This is a genomic window from Flavobacterium sp. ALD4, assembly GCF_002836475.1.
GTDB lineage: Bacteria > Bacteroidota > Bacteroidia > Flavobacteriales > Flavobacteriaceae > Flavobacterium.
In genome coordinates this window covers 158,653-178,138 of sequence record NZ_PJBJ01000029.1, presented here as the reverse complement: position 1 = coordinate 178,138, position 19,486 = coordinate 158,653, and the positions used below count along the sequence as shown (strand labels likewise).

The 19,486-nt window shown below is 35.2% G+C and carries 18 protein-coding genes; 6 read left to right on the top strand and 12 right to left on the bottom strand.

Features of this window, described 5'->3' with window-relative positions:
* Nucleotides 1–33: 33 nt before the first annotated feature.
* Entirely contained in the window at nt 34–1,149 is a 1,116-nt protein-coding gene (locus CXF59_RS08455; RefSeq protein ID WP_101137379.1) for a lactonase family protein, read from the bottom strand.
* A gap of 220 nt (nt 1,150–1,369) precedes the next feature.
* On the opposite strand from CXF59_RS08455, the gene CXF59_RS08450 reads away from it, so the two are divergent.
* Genes CXF59_RS08450 through CXF59_RS08435 form a run of 4 tightly spaced genes read left to right on the top strand, consistent with a single transcriptional unit; the run spans nt 1,370 to nt 5,580 of the window.
* On the top strand, nt 1,370–3,298 hold the full coding sequence (locus CXF59_RS08450; RefSeq protein ID WP_101137378.1) for a BatA domain-containing protein: 1,929 nt from the start codon (nt 1,370–1,372) through the stop codon (nt 3,296–3,298).
* A gap of 46 nt (nt 3,299–3,344) precedes the next feature.
* Nucleotides 3,345–4,598: a dihydroorotase family protein gene (locus CXF59_RS08445; RefSeq protein ID WP_101137377.1), complete on the top strand. Its 1,254-nt coding sequence runs from the start codon at nt 3,345–3,347 to the stop codon at nt 4,596–4,598.
* Nucleotides 4,599–4,607: 9 nt separating this feature from the next.
* Nucleotides 4,608–4,934: a hypothetical protein gene (locus CXF59_RS08440; RefSeq protein WP_101137376.1), complete on the top strand. Its 327-nt coding sequence runs from the start codon at nt 4,608–4,610 to the stop codon at nt 4,932–4,934.
* Between the two features lie 4 nt (nt 4,935–4,938).
* Nucleotides 4,939–5,580: an alpha/beta hydrolase gene (locus CXF59_RS08435; RefSeq protein WP_101137375.1), complete on the top strand. Its 642-nt coding sequence runs from the start codon at nt 4,939–4,941 to the stop codon at nt 5,578–5,580.
* A gap of 41 nt (nt 5,581–5,621) precedes the next feature.
* On the opposite strand, the gene CXF59_RS08430 is transcribed toward CXF59_RS08435, so the two are convergent.
* Complete coding sequence (locus CXF59_RS08430) at nt 5,622–6,122, bottom strand: hypothetical protein (RefSeq protein ID WP_101137374.1); 501 nt, start codon at nt 6,120–6,122, stop codon at nt 5,622–5,624.
* A 13-nt stretch (nt 6,123–6,135) separates the two neighbouring features.
* Nucleotides 6,136–6,900, bottom strand: a complete 765-nt coding sequence (locus tag CXF59_RS08425; RefSeq protein ID WP_101137373.1) for an MBL fold metallo-hydrolase — start codon at nt 6,898–6,900, stop codon at nt 6,136–6,138.
* Between the two features lie 96 nt (nt 6,901–6,996).
* On the opposite strand from CXF59_RS08425, the gene CXF59_RS08420 reads away from it, so the two are divergent.
* Complete coding sequence (locus CXF59_RS08420; protein WP_101137372.1) at nt 6,997–8,472, top strand: TonB-dependent receptor; 1,476 nt, start codon at nt 6,997–6,999, stop codon at nt 8,470–8,472.
* 96 nt (nt 8,473–8,568) lie between these two features.
* Here the strand turns inward: CXF59_RS08420 and bcp are convergent, their stop codons facing one another.
* Nucleotides 8,569–9,027 carry a thioredoxin-dependent thiol peroxidase gene (gene bcp, locus CXF59_RS08415; protein ID WP_101137371.1) on the bottom strand — a complete coding sequence of 153 codons (459 nt, stop codon included), beginning with the start codon at nt 9,025–9,027 and terminating at the stop codon, nt 8,569–8,571.
* Nucleotides 9,028–9,238: 211 nt separating this feature from the next.
* On the opposite strand from bcp, the gene nth reads away from it, so the two are divergent.
* Nucleotides 9,239–9,889, top strand: a complete 651-nt coding sequence (gene nth / locus CXF59_RS08410; protein ID WP_101137370.1) for an endonuclease III — start codon at nt 9,239–9,241, stop codon at nt 9,887–9,889.
* Between the two features lie 92 nt (nt 9,890–9,981).
* On the opposite strand, the gene CXF59_RS15100 is transcribed toward nth, so the two are convergent.
* The 8 genes from CXF59_RS15100 to CXF59_RS08375 all read right to left on the bottom strand — a co-directional run bounded on the left by CXF59_RS15100 (nt 9,982) and on the right by CXF59_RS08375 (nt 19,481).
* Nucleotides 9,982–10,125 carry a hypothetical protein gene (locus CXF59_RS15100; protein ID WP_198554657.1) on the bottom strand — a complete coding sequence of 48 codons (144 nt, stop codon included), beginning with the start codon at nt 10,123–10,125 and terminating at the stop codon, nt 9,982–9,984.
* Between the two features lie 50 nt (nt 10,126–10,175).
* A complete protein-coding gene (locus tag CXF59_RS08405) occupies nt 10,176–10,760 on the bottom strand; it encodes an RNA polymerase sigma factor (protein WP_101137369.1) in 585 nt (194 codons plus the stop codon).
* A gap of 372 nt (nt 10,761–11,132) precedes the next feature.
* Nucleotides 11,133–11,888 (bottom strand): family 16 glycosylhydrolase, encoded by a 756-nt coding sequence (locus CXF59_RS08400; protein ID WP_101137368.1) that lies wholly within the window; start codon nt 11,886–11,888, stop codon nt 11,133–11,135.
* Nucleotides 11,889–11,894: 6 nt separating this feature from the next.
* Nucleotides 11,895–14,195: a beta-glucosidase BglX gene (gene bglX, locus CXF59_RS08395; RefSeq protein ID WP_101137367.1), complete on the bottom strand. Its 2,301-nt coding sequence runs from the start codon at nt 14,193–14,195 to the stop codon at nt 11,895–11,897.
* 74 nt (nt 14,196–14,269) lie between these two features.
* Nucleotides 14,270–15,343 carry a glycoside hydrolase family 16 protein gene (locus CXF59_RS08390; protein WP_101137366.1) on the bottom strand — a complete coding sequence of 358 codons (1,074 nt, stop codon included), beginning with the start codon at nt 15,341–15,343 and terminating at the stop codon, nt 14,270–14,272.
* 94 nt (nt 15,344–15,437) lie between these two features.
* Complete coding sequence (locus CXF59_RS08385) at nt 15,438–16,325, bottom strand: glucan endo-1,3-beta-D-glucosidase (protein ID WP_101137365.1); 888 nt, start codon at nt 16,323–16,325, stop codon at nt 15,438–15,440.
* A gap of 9 nt (nt 16,326–16,334) precedes the next feature.
* Nucleotides 16,335–17,954, bottom strand: a complete 1,620-nt coding sequence (locus tag CXF59_RS08380; protein WP_101137364.1) for a hypothetical protein — start codon at nt 17,952–17,954, stop codon at nt 16,335–16,337.
* Between the two features lie 12 nt (nt 17,955–17,966).
* Entirely contained in the window at nt 17,967–19,481 is a 1,515-nt protein-coding gene (locus CXF59_RS08375) for a RagB/SusD family nutrient uptake outer membrane protein (RefSeq protein ID WP_101137363.1), read from the bottom strand.
* Between the last annotated feature and the right edge of the window lie 5 nt (nt 19,482–19,486).

The following is a 19,486-nucleotide window of genomic DNA, read 5'->3' as shown; positions in this document are numbered from 1 at the left end:
ATATTTTCACAAATTAATAGTGAAAACTGGCTTCTAATTATTTTCAGTAAAAACCAAGCATACCGGAGCACACAACTCTATTCTTTTTCCGGAATCTGTTAGCACACCAGTCGATTTATTCCTTTTAAATATCACAATTTCATTCGTATATTGATGTGCCACCAAAAGAAAACTTCCAGTTGGATCGATTGCAAAATTTCGTGGCCCTTTACCCAGAGAACTAGTTTGTCCTTGCGATTCTAATTTTCCGTTTTTTAGAATTCTAAAGATTGAAATCGTATTCGCGTCACCACGGTTTGACGCATATAGAAATTTTTCATCGGGAGAAATATGTATATCGGCTCCTGTAAAGCCTCCTTTAAAATCTTTCGCTAAAATAGTCGTTTGATCCACTTTTTTCAACTTCCCTTTCGAATAACAAAAGACCGTCAAACCTCCAGTAAGTTCCTGCAATAGATAAACATACTTCCCATTTTTACTAAATGTCAAATGCCTTGGACCACTTCCTGCTTCAACAGCGAAACTGTCTTTTACTTTTAAAACTGCGGTAACCGAGTTTGGATTGTATTCATAAGAGTACACCTTGTCATTCCCTAAATCATTAGACAAAACAAACTTTCTGTCTGGAGAGAAATGAACCATATGAACGTGCGGACCTTCTTGTCTTTTAACGTTACTTCCCCTCCCGTAATGCTGTACCACCTGTTTGGCTTCCCCAATACTTCCATCATTATTTTTTCCAAAAACAGCGATATTTCCACCTGAATAATTAGCAACAATTACATTTTTTTCATCATTGATAATATAACAGGGATCTGCCCCCATCGAATTCTGAGAATTTAGAAAGTCTAATTTACCATTGGAAGGGGTATAGCTGAAAGCGCTTATTTTACTTTCCTTACCATTTTCATTTACGGAATACACAAAACTGTTATCATCAGAAACAGTCAAATAACTTGGATTTACAGTATTTTCGGAAGTGTTTTTAAAATTAAAATCACCTGTCTTAGAATCAAAATCATAAACATAAATTCCTTTGCTATCGCATCCATTAGTATACGTCCCAACAACCAAATTAATTTTATTGTCTTGGGCTTGAGTACTACTGCAAATTAAGACTAAAAGAAGGGAGACAAATTGCTTTTTCATTTTCGTGAATTATATTTAAAAGCTAAAATACATAATATATCGAACTCTGTTTTAAACCAATTGAAAAATATAAAACCATTTAAAATTTCATTTGTTATAAATAAATGAGCGACTTCGTCAAATAATTTGAACAATAGCGTCTTGCAAATGTCAACAAATTCGTATTTTTGATGATAAATTCATTGCGAATATAATCCAATACAGTAAACTCAACTTAAGAATGCAATTTAAACATCCCGAAATTTTATACTTTCTCTTCCTATTGATTGTACCGATTTTGGTTCATTTATTTCAATTTCGACGTTTTAAAAAAGAATACTTCACTAACGTTCAGTTCCTATCAGCACTGTCTGTACAGACGAGAAAGAGCTCCAAAATAAAAAAATGGTTGCTTCTTAGCTGCCGATTATTATTGCTATCCTGTATCGTTATCGCTTTTGCCCAACCTTATTTTGCAGCGAAATACAAAGAAAATGCAACAAATGAAATTTATATCATCTTAGATAATTCATTTAGTATGCAGGCTAAAGGAAAAAAAGGAGAGCTAATGAAGCGGGCTATACAGGAACTACTTGAAGACACTCCGGAAAACACTAACTTTTCTTTGCTGACAAATTCTGAAAGTTTTTGGGATACCAATATTAAATCAATTCGCAGCACCCTTCAAAACCTAAAGTACAGCGCTTCGCCATTTGAATTAGATCCTATCATGGCACAAATAAAAGCACATAAATCCGCTTTCAAAAAAGACATTGTCATTATTACAGACGCTTTAGGGCTTAATGCGAAACAACTTAAAAACGGTGACAAAAATGACGTTCCCTATTTTGTAATCCCAAAAGCAGAACAAAAGAACAATACCGCTGTCGACAGCGTTTACATTAATGAAGTATCTGATGATTTCTATGAAATAACAGTTGATTTATCGCATTACGGTGTTGGTTCTAAACCTGTACCGATAGCCGTTTATAATCAAAATAAGCTTGTTGCAAAAACGGCAGTTAACTTTGAAACCAAAAAAAAGAGCATCAATTTTACTATTCCAAAACAGCCTTTCCATGGTTATGTTTCCATTACTGATAATGGTCTATCGTACGACAACACTTTATATTTCACTATTTCGAAAATAAAAAAGACCAATGTCACTAGCATTGGCAAGCTCGAAAAAAGCAACTTCCTAAGTCGGATTTATACAGATAATGAATTCAACTTTATCAACTCCCCTATTAGCTCATTAGATTACAATAGCATTGAAAAACAAGATGTAATCATTTTAAATGAACTTGATGATATTCCGCAAGCATTGCAGACTACTTTAAAGTCTTTTGTGGGAAAGGGCGGCAGTCTTATCATAATCCCTTCAGAAAAAGACACGGCAGCAAACCTGAACCAGTTTCTCGGTAATTTTGGAGCCATCCAGCTCAAATCTTTTGAACAGGTGGAGAAACTGATCACTAAAATCAATTTCAGTCATCCGCTGTTTAAAGCTGTTTTTGAAAACCGAATTACTAATTTCCAATATCCGAAAACAAATGGTTCATTCACAATATCACATACAAACGCAGGAGCCCTCTACAATGACGATCAAAGTATCTTCTTAACCGCATTACCAAATGCACTTTCTATCGTCTATGTTTTTTCGGCGCCAATCAACACCGCAAATTCAAATTTTCAACAGTCTCCGCTTATCGTTCCCACTTTCTATAAAATGGCAATGAACAATCAGCCAAAAAGTATAAATACATTTACAATCGGAAATACAGATCCCTATTTGGTCGATGTGGCACTATCAAAAGATGCGGTCTTAACCGTTACTAATTCATCTGAAAGTTTTATACCCATTCAACGAATCATAAATGATAAGGTGAAATTAACGTTTAATGATTATCCAGAAGAAGCAGGGAGTTATGGAATCTACAACCAAAAAGATTTTGTTGAAAACATTAGTTTTAACTACGACAGAACCGAAAGTGATCTTAGCGCAATCAATGAGAACGAACTTTCCGAGTACAAAATAATTGATTCCGTGGCTAAAGTATTTGATACTTTACAAACCAACCGATTGGATAATCAAATTTGGAAATGGTTTGTTATCTTTGCATTACTCTTTCTGGTAATTGAAATGGCAATCATACGATTTATGAAATAAATTATATGATTTTGGAATCCAGAATTAAAAAAAACAGTCTCTATATATGAAATTTATCCTCCGAGAAGCAAAAATCATCGATTCGCAAAGTCCTTTTCACAATAAGATATTGGATATTTTAGTTGTAGATGGTTTTATAGAAAAAATAGCCGCTTCCCTTCCCAATTCAGATAAAACCGAAGAAATAAAATTAGACAACCTCCATGTATCACAAGGCTGGTTTGACAGTAGTGTTTCGCTTGGCGAACCGGGTTTTGAAGAAAGGGAAACTATTTCGAATGGATTGAATGTTGCCGCAAAAAGTGGTTTTACCGCTATCGCTTTGCAACCCAACTCCTTCCCTGTTATTGACAATCAATCACAAGTTAACTTTGTTCAGAATAAAGCGGCTGGAAGTGCTACACAACTTTTTCCGATAGGAGCTTTGACAAAAGGAAGTGAAGGAAAAGATATGGCTGAATTATTCGACATGACAAATTGTGGAGCGGTTGCCTTTGGAGATTATAATAAAAGCCAAGACAATGCTAATTTACTTAAAATCACTCTGCAATATGTACAGGATTTTGACGGATTAGTGATTGCATTTCCCCAAGACGAAAAAATAAAAGGACAAGGCGTAGTTAATGAAGGGGTGATTTCAACTCGATTAGGGCTTAAAGGAATTCCTAATTTAGCCGAAGAGTTACAAATTGCGAGAAACTTATTTTTATTGGAGTACACTGGAGGGAAGTTGCACATTCCAACAATATCTACTGCAAAATCAGTTCAATTAATCAAAGAAGCAAAAGCAAAAGGATTGCAGGTCAGCTGTAGCGCAGCAGTGCATCATTTAGTGTTGACCGATGAAAAACTGGAAGGTTTTGATACCCGATTTAAAGTTTCTCCTCCACTACGTACGGAAAAAGATCGAAAAGCATTACTCGCAGGAGTATTGGACAATACCATTGATATGATTACATCAGACCATAACCCTATGGATATTGAACATAAAAAAATGGAGTTTGATATGGCTAAAAATGGAACTATAGGATTAGAAAGCGCTTATGGTGCTTTAATGACCATTTTACCATTAGAAAAAGTAATTGAAAAACTGACTTCAGGAAAAATCGTTTTTGGCATCGAAAATCATCCTATCGTAGAGGGAGCCAAAGCGAATATTAGTTTATTCACCCCCGAGGGAAAAGCGGTTTTTAACAAAGCGGCGATCTTATCAAAATCTAAAAACTCAGCATTTCTGGGAACAGAAACAAAAGGAAAAGTTTACGGAATCGTAAACCAAGGAAAATTAATATTAGCATAATAATACAACATGAATAATACTATTGAAAAAGGAAAAACGGCAGCGATCACCAGTTATATTTTAGGTATAGGAGTTTTTATCGCCATGTCCATGAACTCCGAAGATAAGAATACATTTGCATCGTTTCACATCCGACAAGGACTGGGAATAACCCTTACCTTTATATCGTTAGGCTTAATTATCAGTAATTTTGATAGCCTGCTGATTTCGGTTCCAATGTGGGTTTTCGTCTCTGTACTATGGTCTTACGGCATGTTCAGCGCAATAAAAGGGGAAACAAAACCAATGCCGCTATTAGGCAACCTCTTCCAAAAATGGTTAGTAAACATATCTTAAAAAAATGAATAAATTATCACTTGACTATCTCATTAGAGAGCCCAAAATAAAATTAGACAAAAACCCCCTCTTACTTTTACTACACGGATACGGCAGCAATGCGGAAGATTTGTTTTCCTTTGCAAATGAACTTCCCGATACCTATTACGTTATATCCGCGAAAGCACCTTATGACATACAGTACGGTAGCTATGCCTGGTATGCCATCAATTTTGATGCAGATCAAAATAAATTTTCCGATAATGAACAGGCAAAATCTTCGAGAGATTTAATTGCTGGTTTCATCGATGAATTAATCCTTAATTATTTTATTGACGCAAAAGCGGTTTCTTTACTTGGCTTCAGCCAAGGTGCCATATTGAGTTATGCCATTGCTTTGTCACATCCTGAAAAAATTAACAAAGTGATTGCTTTGAGTGGCTATATAAATGAAGAAATTCTAGAAGAAAATTACCGAAATAACGATTTCTCAAAACTAAGTATATTTGCTTCTCATGGGGTCGTTGACCAAGTAATTCCAGTAACTTGGGCCAGAAAAACAACGCCATTTTTAGATACATTAGGGATAGAATCTATCTATAAAGAATACCCTATTGGTCATGGAATATCACCACAAATTTTTACCGATTTCCAAAATTGGCTCTAAAACAAATCAAAAAAGGGTTCCAAAATTTGGAACCCTTTTTTTTATTTCTGATATAATAAACTTTGATTTACTTCAAAAGAAATGCTTTGATCACTATTAACGAAATACTTGAGCAATACTTCGCCCCATATTTCACCATCGCTATAGTCAGCGATAATCCATCGGTGATTTAGAATTTTTACTTTGTTGATAATGAATTTATTGATCCCAATTTGATCTTGACCTACATAAGGATTTCCTTTTGGATTTGAATTGAAATCTAACAATTTCTCCGTTACATGAGGAATTAATTCTTCATACTTAATCATTTTTTCTGAATCCCCGGAGTCAAAATAGTTTTGGGCATTTTCATTTTTTTCCAAAGAAAAATAATTAGCGTCATTCAATTTAACCGTAGCTGAATTCAAACTTTCTCTTAATTTTTTAGTTGTTTTTTCATACCTATTTTGCTCATATTCAACCTCTTTACTATAAAAGCTGTAGGTAAAAACATTCATGAGAACCAGTAATATAACTGCATATAGCATAAAAGATCTTTTCATTTTAATTTTTTTATTATAGTGTAATTTCTAAATTATCATAAGCAAGGTAAACATTTTCAGGCAATTTCTTTTGCACTTCTTCATGAAAGCCGAAAAGATGACTTACATGAGTTAAATATGTTTTTTCAGGTTTTAGTAGCGCAATTAAATCCAAGGCTTCTTCCAGATTTAAATGCGAGAAATGAGGCTCTTCCCTTAATGTATTTATCACTAATACTTTTAAATTTTTTAGTTTTGGGATTTCACTTTCATCGATTGTTTTGACATCAGTAAGATAGGCAAAGTCGTCAATTCTATATCCGAATACCTGCAGGTTACCGTGCATTACATTTACTGGAATCGCAACTTTATTTCCTATTTGAAACGGTTCATTATTAACAACAGGAATAGTTTTTACGGACGGTGCACCAGGATAACGATTTACAGTTGTAAAAATGTAGTTAAAGCGTTCCTTAAGATTATTAATCACACGATCATGCGCATAAATGGGAATCTCTCCTTGTTTAAAATTAAACGGACGTATGTCATCTATACCCGAAGTATGATCCGCATGTTCATGAGTAAAAAGAATCCCATCTACTTTCTCACAATTAGACGCAAGCATTTGCTGCCTAAAATCAGGACCGCAATCAATTACATAAGAATGATCGTCCCAAGTAACCCAGACAGAAACACGGAGCCTTTTGTCTTTGAAATCAGTGCTTTTGCATACGGGATGATTACTTCCAATAACGGGAATCCCTTGCGATGTTCCAGTGCCTAAAAAATATACCTTCAATTTCTCTTTTATTTTTTTACAAAAATAGGATTAATTATCTTTCATAAGAAACCTATTTAACTAACTTTGTATCATATTAGCCATATTTAAAATATAATGGATACAGAAATAAAATTAAAAGGTGACAAAGTCATCGCTCAAATACCATCAATAAAAGACAAAGCCCTTCGTATAAATTTAAACGAAAATATATATGGGACCTTTGCTGAAATTGGTGCTGGACAAGAAACTGTAAGACATTTTTTTAGATCTGGTGGTTCATCTGGAACTATAGCGAAAGCGATGTCTGCCTATGATAAAGATTTTAGTGATGCTATATATGGTATAGAGCAGGACGGACGTTATGTGACGGAAAGCAGGCTCAAAAGAATGATTACCATGGAAGGCCAGCTAATTGAAGAGCGTTTGAGCAGAGAAAAACATCCGCATAAGATGTTTTTTAGCTATGCTAATACTGTAGCTACCATTGATTTTGCAAAACAATTTAAAGGCCACGGATGGGTCGGTATTCGTTATCAAATTGAGCCAGATGAAGATTATAATGAAATTATACTTCATATCCGTTTTAAAGAAACTGATGCTCGATTGCAACAGGAAACTCTTGGTATCTTAGGGGTAAATTTAATTTATGGTGCTTACTATAAATACAATGATCCCAAAAGATTATTGCGTTACTTATACGATCATTTAGACAAAGACCAACTGGAAATAGATACTATAAATTTTTCAGGCCCTCGTTTTGCAGATGTAGACAATCGTTTGATGAGTTTGCAATTAGTAAAAAACGGCATGACTGATGCTGTTATGTTCGATCCTCAAGGCCGAAACATACTTCCAGCAGCAATATTATATAAAAAGAATATCCTTGCTCTAAGAGGCAGCTTCCGTCCTGTTACGAAAGTAAACATGGATATGTATGAGAAATCATTAAAGATGTTTCTTGAGGAAAATAAAGTGGAGAAAGAAAACACACTGGTTGTTTTTGAAATTACCCTATCAAACTTACGTTCCGATGGTGAAATTGACGAACGTGATTTTATGGACAGAGCCGAATTGCTTTGCTCACTGGGTCAAACGGTAATGATTTCAAACTTCCAGGAATATTATAAGGTGGTTGAGTATTTTGCCAATTATACCAAAGCAAGAATGGGATTGGCCATGGGAGTAAATAACCTGGTTGATATTTTTGACGAAAAGTACTACCGCCATTTAAGTGGTGGAATATTGGAGGCTTTCGGGAAATTATTCTTTCGCGATATGAAGGTGTTTTTATATCCAATGCTTGATGAGAATGGGGATATTACTACCTCAGAGAATCTAAAAGTACATCCTAGAATGAAGGAATTGTACAAATTCTTCAAATTCAATGGAAAAGTGGTGGATATCGATGATTATGATCCTGAAATTTTAGAAGTATTCTCACGAGAGGTATTAAAAAAGATTAGCGACGGAAAACCAGGCTGGGAACCAATGCTTCCTCCCGGTATTGCTGAAATAATCAAAGAGCATAGCCTTTTTGGGTACAATCCCACTAAAGTTTTGAAAGAAAATAATTTGAACCCCGATTGTTAATAGAAGCACTTCGGTTCTGAAAATTAAAAAGCTACGGAAAGTGAAATTTCACTTTCCGTAGCTTTTTTTTTATAATAAAAACAGCTCATATGGCCACTACATCTCTTTTAAAATCTGGTCTGCATGGGCTTTAGTTTTGACCTTGTCGATTACTTCATCGACAATTCCATTTTCATCGATGACAAAAGTAGTTCTGTGAATTCCGTCGTACTCTTTTCCCATAAATTTTTTAGGTCCCCAAACACCAAAAGCTTCAATTACTGATTTGTCCTCATCTGCCAATAACGGAAACGGGAAATCAAATTTTTCTTTGAATTTAGCTTGTTTTGCTTGTGCATCGGCGCTTACTCCCAGTAGTTCATAGTTATTGGCTTTAAAGCGTTCAAAATTATCTCTAAGATCACAGGCTTCGGCCGTGCAACCTGGTGTACTTGCTTTTGGATAAAAGAAAACAACTAATTTTTTCCCCTTGTAATCAGCTAATTTGTGAGCATTACCGTCTTGATCTAGTCCTGAAAAATCAGGTGCTTTATCCCCTTTTTTTAATGTTGTCATATTTTTTTGTTTATAATCTATGAAATGCCCCAGATGGTAGTGGAAAGTCCAGACTGAAAAAACTATTTGTCCTTGATTATAAAGAGCGACCGGCAGGAAGCTCCTTTATAAACTTAGAAAAAAGGTTTTTTGAAGGAGGACTTGTAATAAACAGCTGGATTAGGCACATCCTAAAATTTATATTATTTTTACATCATATAAAAATACAAAAATGACTAAACAAGAACGGGTAAGCTTTGTTATAAATACGTTAAAAGAATTATACCCGACAATTCCCATTCCTTTAGATCATACAGATCCGTATACCTTATTAATTGCAGTGCTGCTCTCCGCACAATGCACTGATGTGCGTGTAAACAAAATTACGCCATTGCTTTTTGCTAAAGCGGATAATCCCTACGACATGATAAAAATGTCAGTGGAGGAGATTAAAGAGATTATACGTCCCTGTGGTTTATCTCCAATGAAATCCAAGGGGATACATGGATTATCGCATATTTTAATTGACAAGCACGGCGGAAAGGTTCCGCAGAGCTTTGAGTTTCTGGAAGAATTACCTGCCGTAGGACATAAAACAGCCAGTGTCGTAATGTCTCAGGCCTTTGGAGTTGCCGCTTTCCCAGTAGACACCCATATTCACCGCTTAATGTACCGCTGGAATTTGACCAATGGTAAAAATGTGGTCCAAACAGAGAAAGATGCCAAACGTGTTTTTCCAGAAGAAATATGGAACGATCTGCACTTGCAAATTATCTGGTATGGAAGAGAATATTCCCCCGCTCGAGGCTGGGATTTAGAGAAAGACATTATCACTAAAACCATAGGGAGAAAAACGGTTTTAAATACGTACTATAAAAAATAAATTTCACTATTTTGATATACAAAATAGTGAAATTTATCAATTCAAGTTCCATAATAGAACTTGACCTTTAAGCATTTGAACTAACAATAGTACTAATTAGAAATAATTTCGAAACTATAATCGTCAATTTCTATCATGCTTAGCGCCTTTGAATAATTTAATAAAAAAGAAACGACTTCTTTTCTTGGTTTCATTGTCTTCGAGACTAATGATTTTTTAGAGTAAATTTTTGCCATGCTGTGATTAATTTCTTTTTATTAATAACGCAGCATATTTCTATATATTGTTAATTCGTTAAAACAATTTGATGTTTGTCAATAACTTTTCTCAAGTTCATTAAAGCATAACGCATTCTGCCCAAAGAAGTATTAATACTTACTCCTGTAATTTCCGAGATCTCTTTAAAACTCATATCTTGGTACATTCGCATCACCAAAACTTCCTTTTGATCAGCAGGAAGCTCTTCGATTAACTTCTTTATATCCATTTCTACTTGATCAGCAATAATTTTATTTTCTATTGTAGGGGAATCATCTGACATTATCGAGAAAATTGAAAACTCTTCTGTTTCTCTAAATAGAGGCATTTTCTTGTTTCTTCTAAAATGGTCAATAATAAGGTTATGGGAAATTCGCATAACCCAAGGTAAAAATTTCCCCTCCTCGTTGTATGAATTAGACTTTAACGTTTTGATTACTTTAATAAAAGTGTCTTGAAAGATATCATTTGAAATGTCTTTATCTGAAATTTTAGAATAGATAAAGCCGTAAATTCTTGATTCATGTCTTTTGATTAATGTTGAAAGGGCTTCTTCATTCCCTGCTACATAATCCTGAACCAATAACGCGTCTGGAGATTGTATATTAGCCATAGTTATACCTTTTAGTTCTTGTTTAAAATTTGTAGTAATTTTTCCTAAAAGTAGTTTTGTGGTATAGGCTAATTGTTGTTTAATATTAATTTGTTACTCAAATTTAACAAATATTTACGCTAACAAACAAATAAAATTAAGAAAAATTAACATCCTAAACTTTAAAGTGTTAAAAACAAGGCCTTAAACTTTCCATTTAATTTTTTTTGTTAAACAGCAAAATACTTTAAGAACATTGACCCATGTAATTCTAACGCAGGAAAGAGTAGCGGATAAATATAAAAAAAACATCAAAATTAAGTACTTGTCTGAAAATAAAAAAGTAGCAAGTTAAATTTAACTTGCTACTTTTCTTACCATATAGACCTCTATTTATTGGTATACTCTGATGTAATCTACAGAAAAATCTTGCGGAAAAATCGAATCATCAACATCTGGGCCTCCAAAACTTCCCCCAATTGCTAGATTAACAATAAAATAAAAGGGCTGATTATAAGGCCAAATAGCTTCCGTTTTATTCTCTGGATTAAAAGTATACACTAAATTATTATCAACAAAAAAATCTATTTTATCTTTAGACCAATCCATAGCATAAATATGATATCCTTCTTCAATATCTTCAAGCCTTGTTTTTTTTGTGTTAATCGTATTTCCATGACTGTCCTGTGTGTGTAAAGAAGTAAAAATAATATCCGGTTCTCTTCCTACGTATTCAAGGATATCAATCTCCCCACATTGTGGCCAACCTACTTTATCAATATTAGACCCCAACATCCAAAAAGCGGGCCAGATGCCATGCCCAAGAGGCAATTTTGCTCTAGCTTCAAAATAACCATATTGAAATTCTTTTTTAGCTTTAGTCGTGATCCGTGTTGAAGTGTATTTCTCTACTTCTTTTTTTGCTGTAATTACTAGGTTTCCATTCACAATTTTATGATTTTCATCAGTGTAAAGTTGCCTCTCATTATTACCCCAACCACAATTAGGGCAACCATCTCCTAATTCAATATTCCACACTTCTTCGTTTAGGTATTTTCCATTAAAGTTTTCTTCCCAAACTAGTTTTTTTTTAGTCGCTTGTCCAAAACAAGAACTTCCGATAAGTAATAGTATTATAAATTTTTTCATTTTTATCTAGTTAGAATATTGAAAATCCATCTGTAAAGTTTTTGCTGAACTACCGCCGACAAAAACATTAAAATCTCCTGGTTCCGCTTCCCACCTATTATTAGCAGTATAAAATTCAATTGTTTTATTATCAATACTAAAAGTGATTTCCTTTGTTTCGTTTGCTTTCAATTCTATCATTTCGAATCCTTTTAATTCTTTAACCGGTCTTGTTACACTACCAATCAAATCTCTTATATACAACTGAACTACTTCTTTCCCAGTAACTTTTCCAGTGTTCTTAACTTTAACTGAAACAACTATTTTTCCGTTTTTAGAAAAAGAAGCATCACTTAATTTTAAATCAGAATATTCAAATTTAGAATAACTCAAACCGTAACCAAATGGATACAACGGAGTATTTTCTACATCAATGTAATGTGACCAAAAAACACTTTCCGGCTCATTCATAATCGGCCTTCCTGTATTTTTATAATTGTAATAAATAGGTACTTGACCCACATTCCTTGGAAATGTCATTGGTAATTTTCCACTAGGATTATAGTCACCATACAATACTTGAGCAATAGCATTACCACTTTGAGTACCTAAATGCCACCCTTCTACAATTGCCGGAATATTTTCATCAGCCCATGGAATGGCAAGTGGACGTCCATTATTTAAAACTAAAACAACATTAGGGTTGGCTTTGAAAATTGTTTCCAACAATTCCTGTTGTACTCCAGGCAATCCTAAATCTGATCTACTTCTTCCTTCTCCAGATTGCAAGCCGTGCTCTCCTAATACCATTATCACAACATCAGCCTGCTTTGCAGCATCAATTGCTTCCGGAAAACCACTTTTGTCTGTCATATTAATATTAGTCTCCCATACGAACTGAGTTCTTCCAACACTTACATCAGCTCCTTTGACATAGTTAAGTTTATTTCCTTCATACTTTTGAAGTCCTTCCAATACTGAAACAGCACTTTCGTCATCAGCAGCGATTCTCCAACTACCCAATGGGCTCGTTTTATCATTTGCCAATGCCCCTATAAGCGCAATTTTCAACCCTGATTTTTTAAGAGGCAACAGTTCCTTTTCATTTTTTAATAAGACAATCGACTTTTTTGCCATATCCAAAACTTCTTCTTGGAACTTAGCACTTCCTACCGTTGCTTTTTCGCGAGTTTCGTCACAATATTTGTATGGGTTATCGAACAACCCCAATTCAAATTTCACTTTAAGGATTCTTCTAGCAGCATCATCAATTAGATTTTCGCTTACTTTCCCTTCCTGTACTAATTCAACCAAATGTCCTACGTAAGCATTAGACTCCATATCCATATCAGAACCGGCCTTAATTGCAATTTCCGCAGCGTGTTTACTATCTTTTGCATAACCGTGAGCAACCATCTCGTTGATAGAACCCCAGTCTGACACAACAAAACCATCAAAATTCCAATCCCCCTTTAATATTTGTCGTTGTAAGTATCTATTTCCTGTTGCAGGAATTCCGTTCAATTCGTTGAAGGAATTCATAAAAGTTCGCACTCCGGCATCAACAGCTGCTTTAAAAGGAGGAAATATAGTATTCTGTAAAGTAGTTTCACTTACATCAACTGTGTTGTAATCCCTTCCCGATTCTGCAAAGCCATACCCTGCAAAATGTTTAGCACAAGCCAAAATAGTATTTGTGGCAGCTAAATCTGTTCCCTGAAAACCTTGAACTCTTGCAACCGCAATTTTACTCCCTAAAAAAGCATCCTCACCTGCACCTTCCATAACTCTACCCCATCTCGCATCACGAGCAACATCAACCATAGGTGCAAAAGTCCAGTTTAGTCCAACAGCAGAAGCTTCCTCTGCAGCCATCGCTGCTGATCTTTTGATTGCTTCCATATCCCAGCTTGCGGACTCAGCCAATGGTATAGGACTTATAGTTTTATAACCATGAATTACGTCAAACCCAAAAATCAAAGGAATACCTAATCTTGTTTCTTCAACTGCAATTTTTTGTAATGCCCGTACATCTTTAACTCCTTTTACGTTAAGCATAGAACCTACTAAACCCTTTTTTAAATCGTCATACTTTTTTGCAGCCTGTCCCTCTTTAGGAGAAGGTCCGGTTATTTCCCAAAACCCATTATATTGATTGAGCTGCCCCACTTTTTCCTCTAATGTCATTAGATTCAAAATCGAATCGACTCTGGCATCTATAGGATTTATTTTAGAATACGCGACAGATGTATTAGTCATTTTGCTACTGCAAGCTGCAAGTGCAACAAGCGCTAGAACGGATGATGCAAGTAAAAATAAATTCTTCATTTGTTTCTTTTATTATTAAATTTGAGGCCGATAAAAAAATACCCCCCTTCTATATCTTAAATTTTCGAACGTTATTATTTATAAACCCTCACATAATCAATTTCAAAAGTGGAAGAAATGAAATTTGGATCGATTGCTCCTCCATAACTTCCTCCCATTGCACAGTTAAAAATCAAAAAGAAATTATGATTAAAAGGTACATTACTGCTATTATTAAATGATAACATCAAGTCACCATCAACATACATTTTTATCTGCCCCTCTCTCCAATCTACTGAATAGACATGAAACTCTGTTTCAGCGTTTGTAATTGTGGTACTCCCGACTACAGGATTTCCTCCAGAACGCCCGGGGTAATGTAATGCCGCAGTAATTTTATTAACTCGATTTCCTGCATATTCCATAATATCAATCTCCCCACAGAAGGGCCAACCAACACTAGAAATATTATCTCCGAGCATCCATAGTGCTGGCCAGGTTCCGCCTCCTGACGGCAGTTTTGCTCTGATTTCCACTCTCCCATATTTGAACGAAAACTTGCCCTTAGTAAGAAGTCTTGCCGAGGTATAGGAACTGCCCTGATAATTTTCTTTTTTTGCGATGATTTTTAATGAGCCATTTGAAACGATAACATTATCCGCCCTGTTGGTATAATATTGAGATTCATTATTTCCCCAACCACCGGCTCCTAAATCATACCCCCATTTTGAACTATTTGGAGCTCCATCAGTGTTAAACTCATCTGACCAAATAGAAGCAGGAGAAACATTTACAGTTACACTAAAAGAAGTACTAACTAAATTGGATCCATTATATGCAGATACATAAACAACATAAGTGTATTTTCCCAATGCTGTATAAGTATAAGTGTTAGACCCATTTGTTGCGTCTTTTGTATTACCGTCACCTAACCTTATTTTATAAGAAGTCGCATTTACTGCACTGATATTAAAATTTACCACTCCGCTACCATCACCATTTGGATTTTGGGTACTTGCACCAACAACAACAGCAGAAACTACAAGATTAGAAGGTATTGTATTAGTTGTTACTATATCACTGCCACTATCCGAACTACAGGAAAACAGTAGCATAACAGACAGTAGACCAACAATATTTTTTTTATGTAAAAAGAAAGAAAGAAACATCAATTATGTTTGTTTTTAAAATTATTAAACATTGTGTTTTACAATAAAAAAAGGAGCTAAATTGTTTAGCTCCTTTATCTTTACAGTATCGATTTTATTCAGGAACTAGAACAAACCACCATTCAAGTTCACCATTACCATCACCAGTAGTTAAAATTAATTCGTTAGCTGAACGGCTAAGTATTCTGTATTGATGATTACCTCCAACATAATACCCAATAAAACCGAGTCCAGACAGACTTATAGTTTCAACATTATTAGGAGCTGATAATATATATTGCCCAGCTTGATCAGGATAAGGATATTGAATAAAGTCCTGTCCAACTTTAATTCCACCTGGTCCATTTAACTCTTCGATTAATACTTCACGTCCAAAAACAAATCCATCAATTCCTGTATCGTGCAAAAAAGTACCATCAACATTAAAGGTAAAACGGTCATCGTACATACCTGAATCAGCTTTATCATTGGGCTCGGCACTAAAATATAAATCAGCAATTTCAGTACCACCCAAAGGGCCTAATCCAAAATGGGGCTTCGCCTCTGCTTTTATTCTCCACCTTCTAGAACTATTAGATGTCAATGTAGTTACTAATTCCGCTGGTGGTAAATACACTACCGAAACCTCCAATTCTATAGTAGTACTGGTACTTACCCCTGCAGTTCCGTTGGCTACTACAGTTATAGTATATTTACGAACACCTGTGTTTCCAAAGTTATACGTTAGCTTTCCAGAAGGCGCCACTGTTTCTTGACCGTTATAAATAAATTTATAGCTAATGGCATTATTTGCAGTAGCATTAATGTTCACTACCCCACTTCCGTCTCCGTAGGGATTATCCGCATTTGCTCCAACAATTTCAGGAGTAATAGTCAAACCAGTTGGGGTAACGATGTCTCCAAATTCATAGTTCTCTTCTGTACAGCTACTAAAAACAAGCGCTATAAAAAGAAAAGTCACAATATGTTTTATGTTTTTCATTTTATTATTTTATTTAAATTGTTCGATATCATCAAAATAGTAATCCGTTCCAGTACCAGCTGTCCCATTATCATTATAGAAAATAATTCTATCATAAGGAATCGTTGTGCTAAAACCAGCATAATCCGTTAGATCAAAAGTTAGTACTTGCCAAGAATTAGCAACAGTGGTCTGCGCTTCCACTTGCACAAAAACTGCTGGATTTCCATTCCCATCTTTTGCACCCGTAGAATTTTCCATTTTGAACAATATTTTGGCTCCCACCCTTGGAGACCAAATGTTGATAGAAACTTTGGAACCGTTAGCAAAATTGACCGGACTATCTAGATTTATGCTAGCACCAGCCCAAACTTCAGATCCAGATTGTTTGTTAAATCTAACTACCTTATTAGACAAATTAGATCCTGACTTTTGCGGATTATCAACAAGAGTAGCTGTAGCACGCCCAAAACCATTCCAAGTATAAGTTAATTGAGTAGATTCAAAATCAAGTGGCATTTGAATTGACACTGGAACCCCTTTGTAAAAATATAGATTATCAATAAAAACAGTTCTTTCTCTTTCAGGACTTCCTACAAACATAAATTGCCCTACATTGTCTAATGGTAAGCCTTGACTTGTAAATTCAGATAGAGGAATGTCAAAACTATTCCACTGATTGGCTACTAATGTTTTAGTAACAGACTTTTGGTCAACACCTCCTTGAAGTGGAAAGATCTTGATAGACATATCATCAGCAGACCAAATATCAACATGAAGGTACTCCATACTACTGGCATCCTGAGCAGAGCCCAACTGAATTCCCTGATAAGTTAAATTAATATAGTTTAGCATTTCATCCCCCTTTAATTGGAATAGAGCAGTAGACCAATATTGCTGATCCTGACTCCAATATGGAAAATACTCTGAACCTGTAACAACATCGTAAACACTGCTGCTAAAAATAGAAATAACATCATCCCCTTTTCTAAAAGGTTGTGTAGGAGCTGAAGCAGTTGGCTGCTCAATGGCAGTCACCACAAAATCCAGCGATTTCTCAGTAGTCTGTATGGCAGCGCTTTTTGATACAACTCGTATCTTGTAAGTACCAGCTGTTTTGTACGTATAAGACGCGACTTCACCATTATTTGCAGATACAGGTACATCATTACCCGTTTCTCCAAAATAAACATCATACATAGTAGCATAATCCGCATTCGCCATAACGTTTACTTTTTTTGAAATAGCTAAATCATTTGTAATGATTACTTCTAAATTTTCTGGAGCTTTAAACGAAACTACTAAGCTTTGGCTCATTTCCATTTTTAACCCTGTAATACCAACAGCCACTATTTTAACATCGTAAGTGCCTTCTTTATAAATGTGAGTTGTGCTTTTACCCTGTAATACATTAACAGCTGCAGCAGTGTCATCACCATAATAAATATCATAAGAGACTGCTCCTTCACCATTTGGAGTAATGGTTACTGAGCCCGTATTGTCCTGAGTGATATTATAAAAAGCAAGGACTTCACTAGGTGCAGTAACTGAATCTAACATCGAAGTTTCTCCATCAATACCATCAACCGTACAACTGATAGCAATTGCTAGCAAGAATACGAAACCAAAAATTAATTTTATTTTTTTCATAACTATACTTTTTTAGTAATTAGGGTTTTGTGCCCAATTCCCACCAGAGAACTGAATTTCTTCAGCCGGAATAGGAAATAATTCATTTTTTCCAGCAACAAATCCATCAATCTCCTGCGCCGCTTTACCCGTTCGCACTAAATCAAAGAAGCGGAATCCTTCACCTGCTAATTCTACTCGCCTTTCATCCCATATTACTTGAGTTGAAACACCTATACGATGTGTAGCATCACCAAAAGCTCTATCACGAACAATATTTAAATAATTCTGCGCTTTTGCTACATTGACAGCGCTTTTTCTGATGTTTGCCTCAGCGGCCATCAAAAGGACATCGGCATAACGAATCGCCCTATAATTATTTGGACTCGTTAATTTGACATCGGCTCCGGCAAGGGGACTTCTTTTTCTTGGTATGTACTTTCTATTAAAATAACCTGTATCTTCATTTTGTTTGTTGTAGCTAGTTCCTGGATTTGCAGCAATCCAAGATATCATATCCAAAATAGTTACCTCTTTTCTAGTGTCTCCATTTTCAAAAGCGCTAACTATTTTTGGCGTAGGAAGATTAAAATTGTTACCATCAGCAAAGAAAGGCCCTACATAACCATTAGGACCGGCGAATCCTACTGCGACATTACCTTCTACGAACTGTAATTGACCATAATTCCCACCTTCAACATCGGTATACTGAACTTCAAAAACAGATTCTGGACCGTTTTCACCATCAGCTTCAAAAATACTTCCAAATGGGGTAAGACCTTGACCAATTTGATCCACAGTTAAATCTGCTGTTTGTACTAAACGATAATTTCCAGTATTAATTAATAATTCAAAAGTACTGGCAGCTTCAGTAAATTTTTCCTGATACAAATAAGCTTTCCCTAACAATGCCAATGCAGCTCCACTGGTTGCTCTTCCTTTTTCTGATGCTACAACACTCAAATTTTGTGATGCATAAATCAAATCTGCTTCGATTGTAGCATATACTTCACTAACTGAAGAACGTGGTATGGATTTTTCGTCACCTGGAGCAAATCGTTTATCTCCATTCATTGGAATTCCTCCAAACCATTTTACCAATTCAAAATGATAATAGGCTCTTAAAAAACGTGCTTGACCGATAATTTGATTCTTTCCTTCAAAATTTATTTTGTCCTTGAATTCTAAAATGTAATTAGCTCTCTGAACTCCAGCAAACATCCAATCCCATAATTGCTTAATTTGAACGTTGTTTTTAGTATGAATCATATCGTCTACTGATTGATATCCTGGAACATCATTTGGACCATTACCTCCGGCAAACGTATTATCAGAGGCAATCTCTCCCATCAAAACATTGATGAAAGTGGAATGCAATAAATCATAAGCACCTATTAGAGCGGCTTCATAATCCCCTTTAGAATTGAAATAATTCTCGGAATCAATTGAGTATTGAACGGGACGATCAACAAAATCATCACTACAAGAAATAGCTGCCGTAGAGAAGACTACTAAACTTGCTATCGCAAAATATATATTTTTTTTCATTTTAT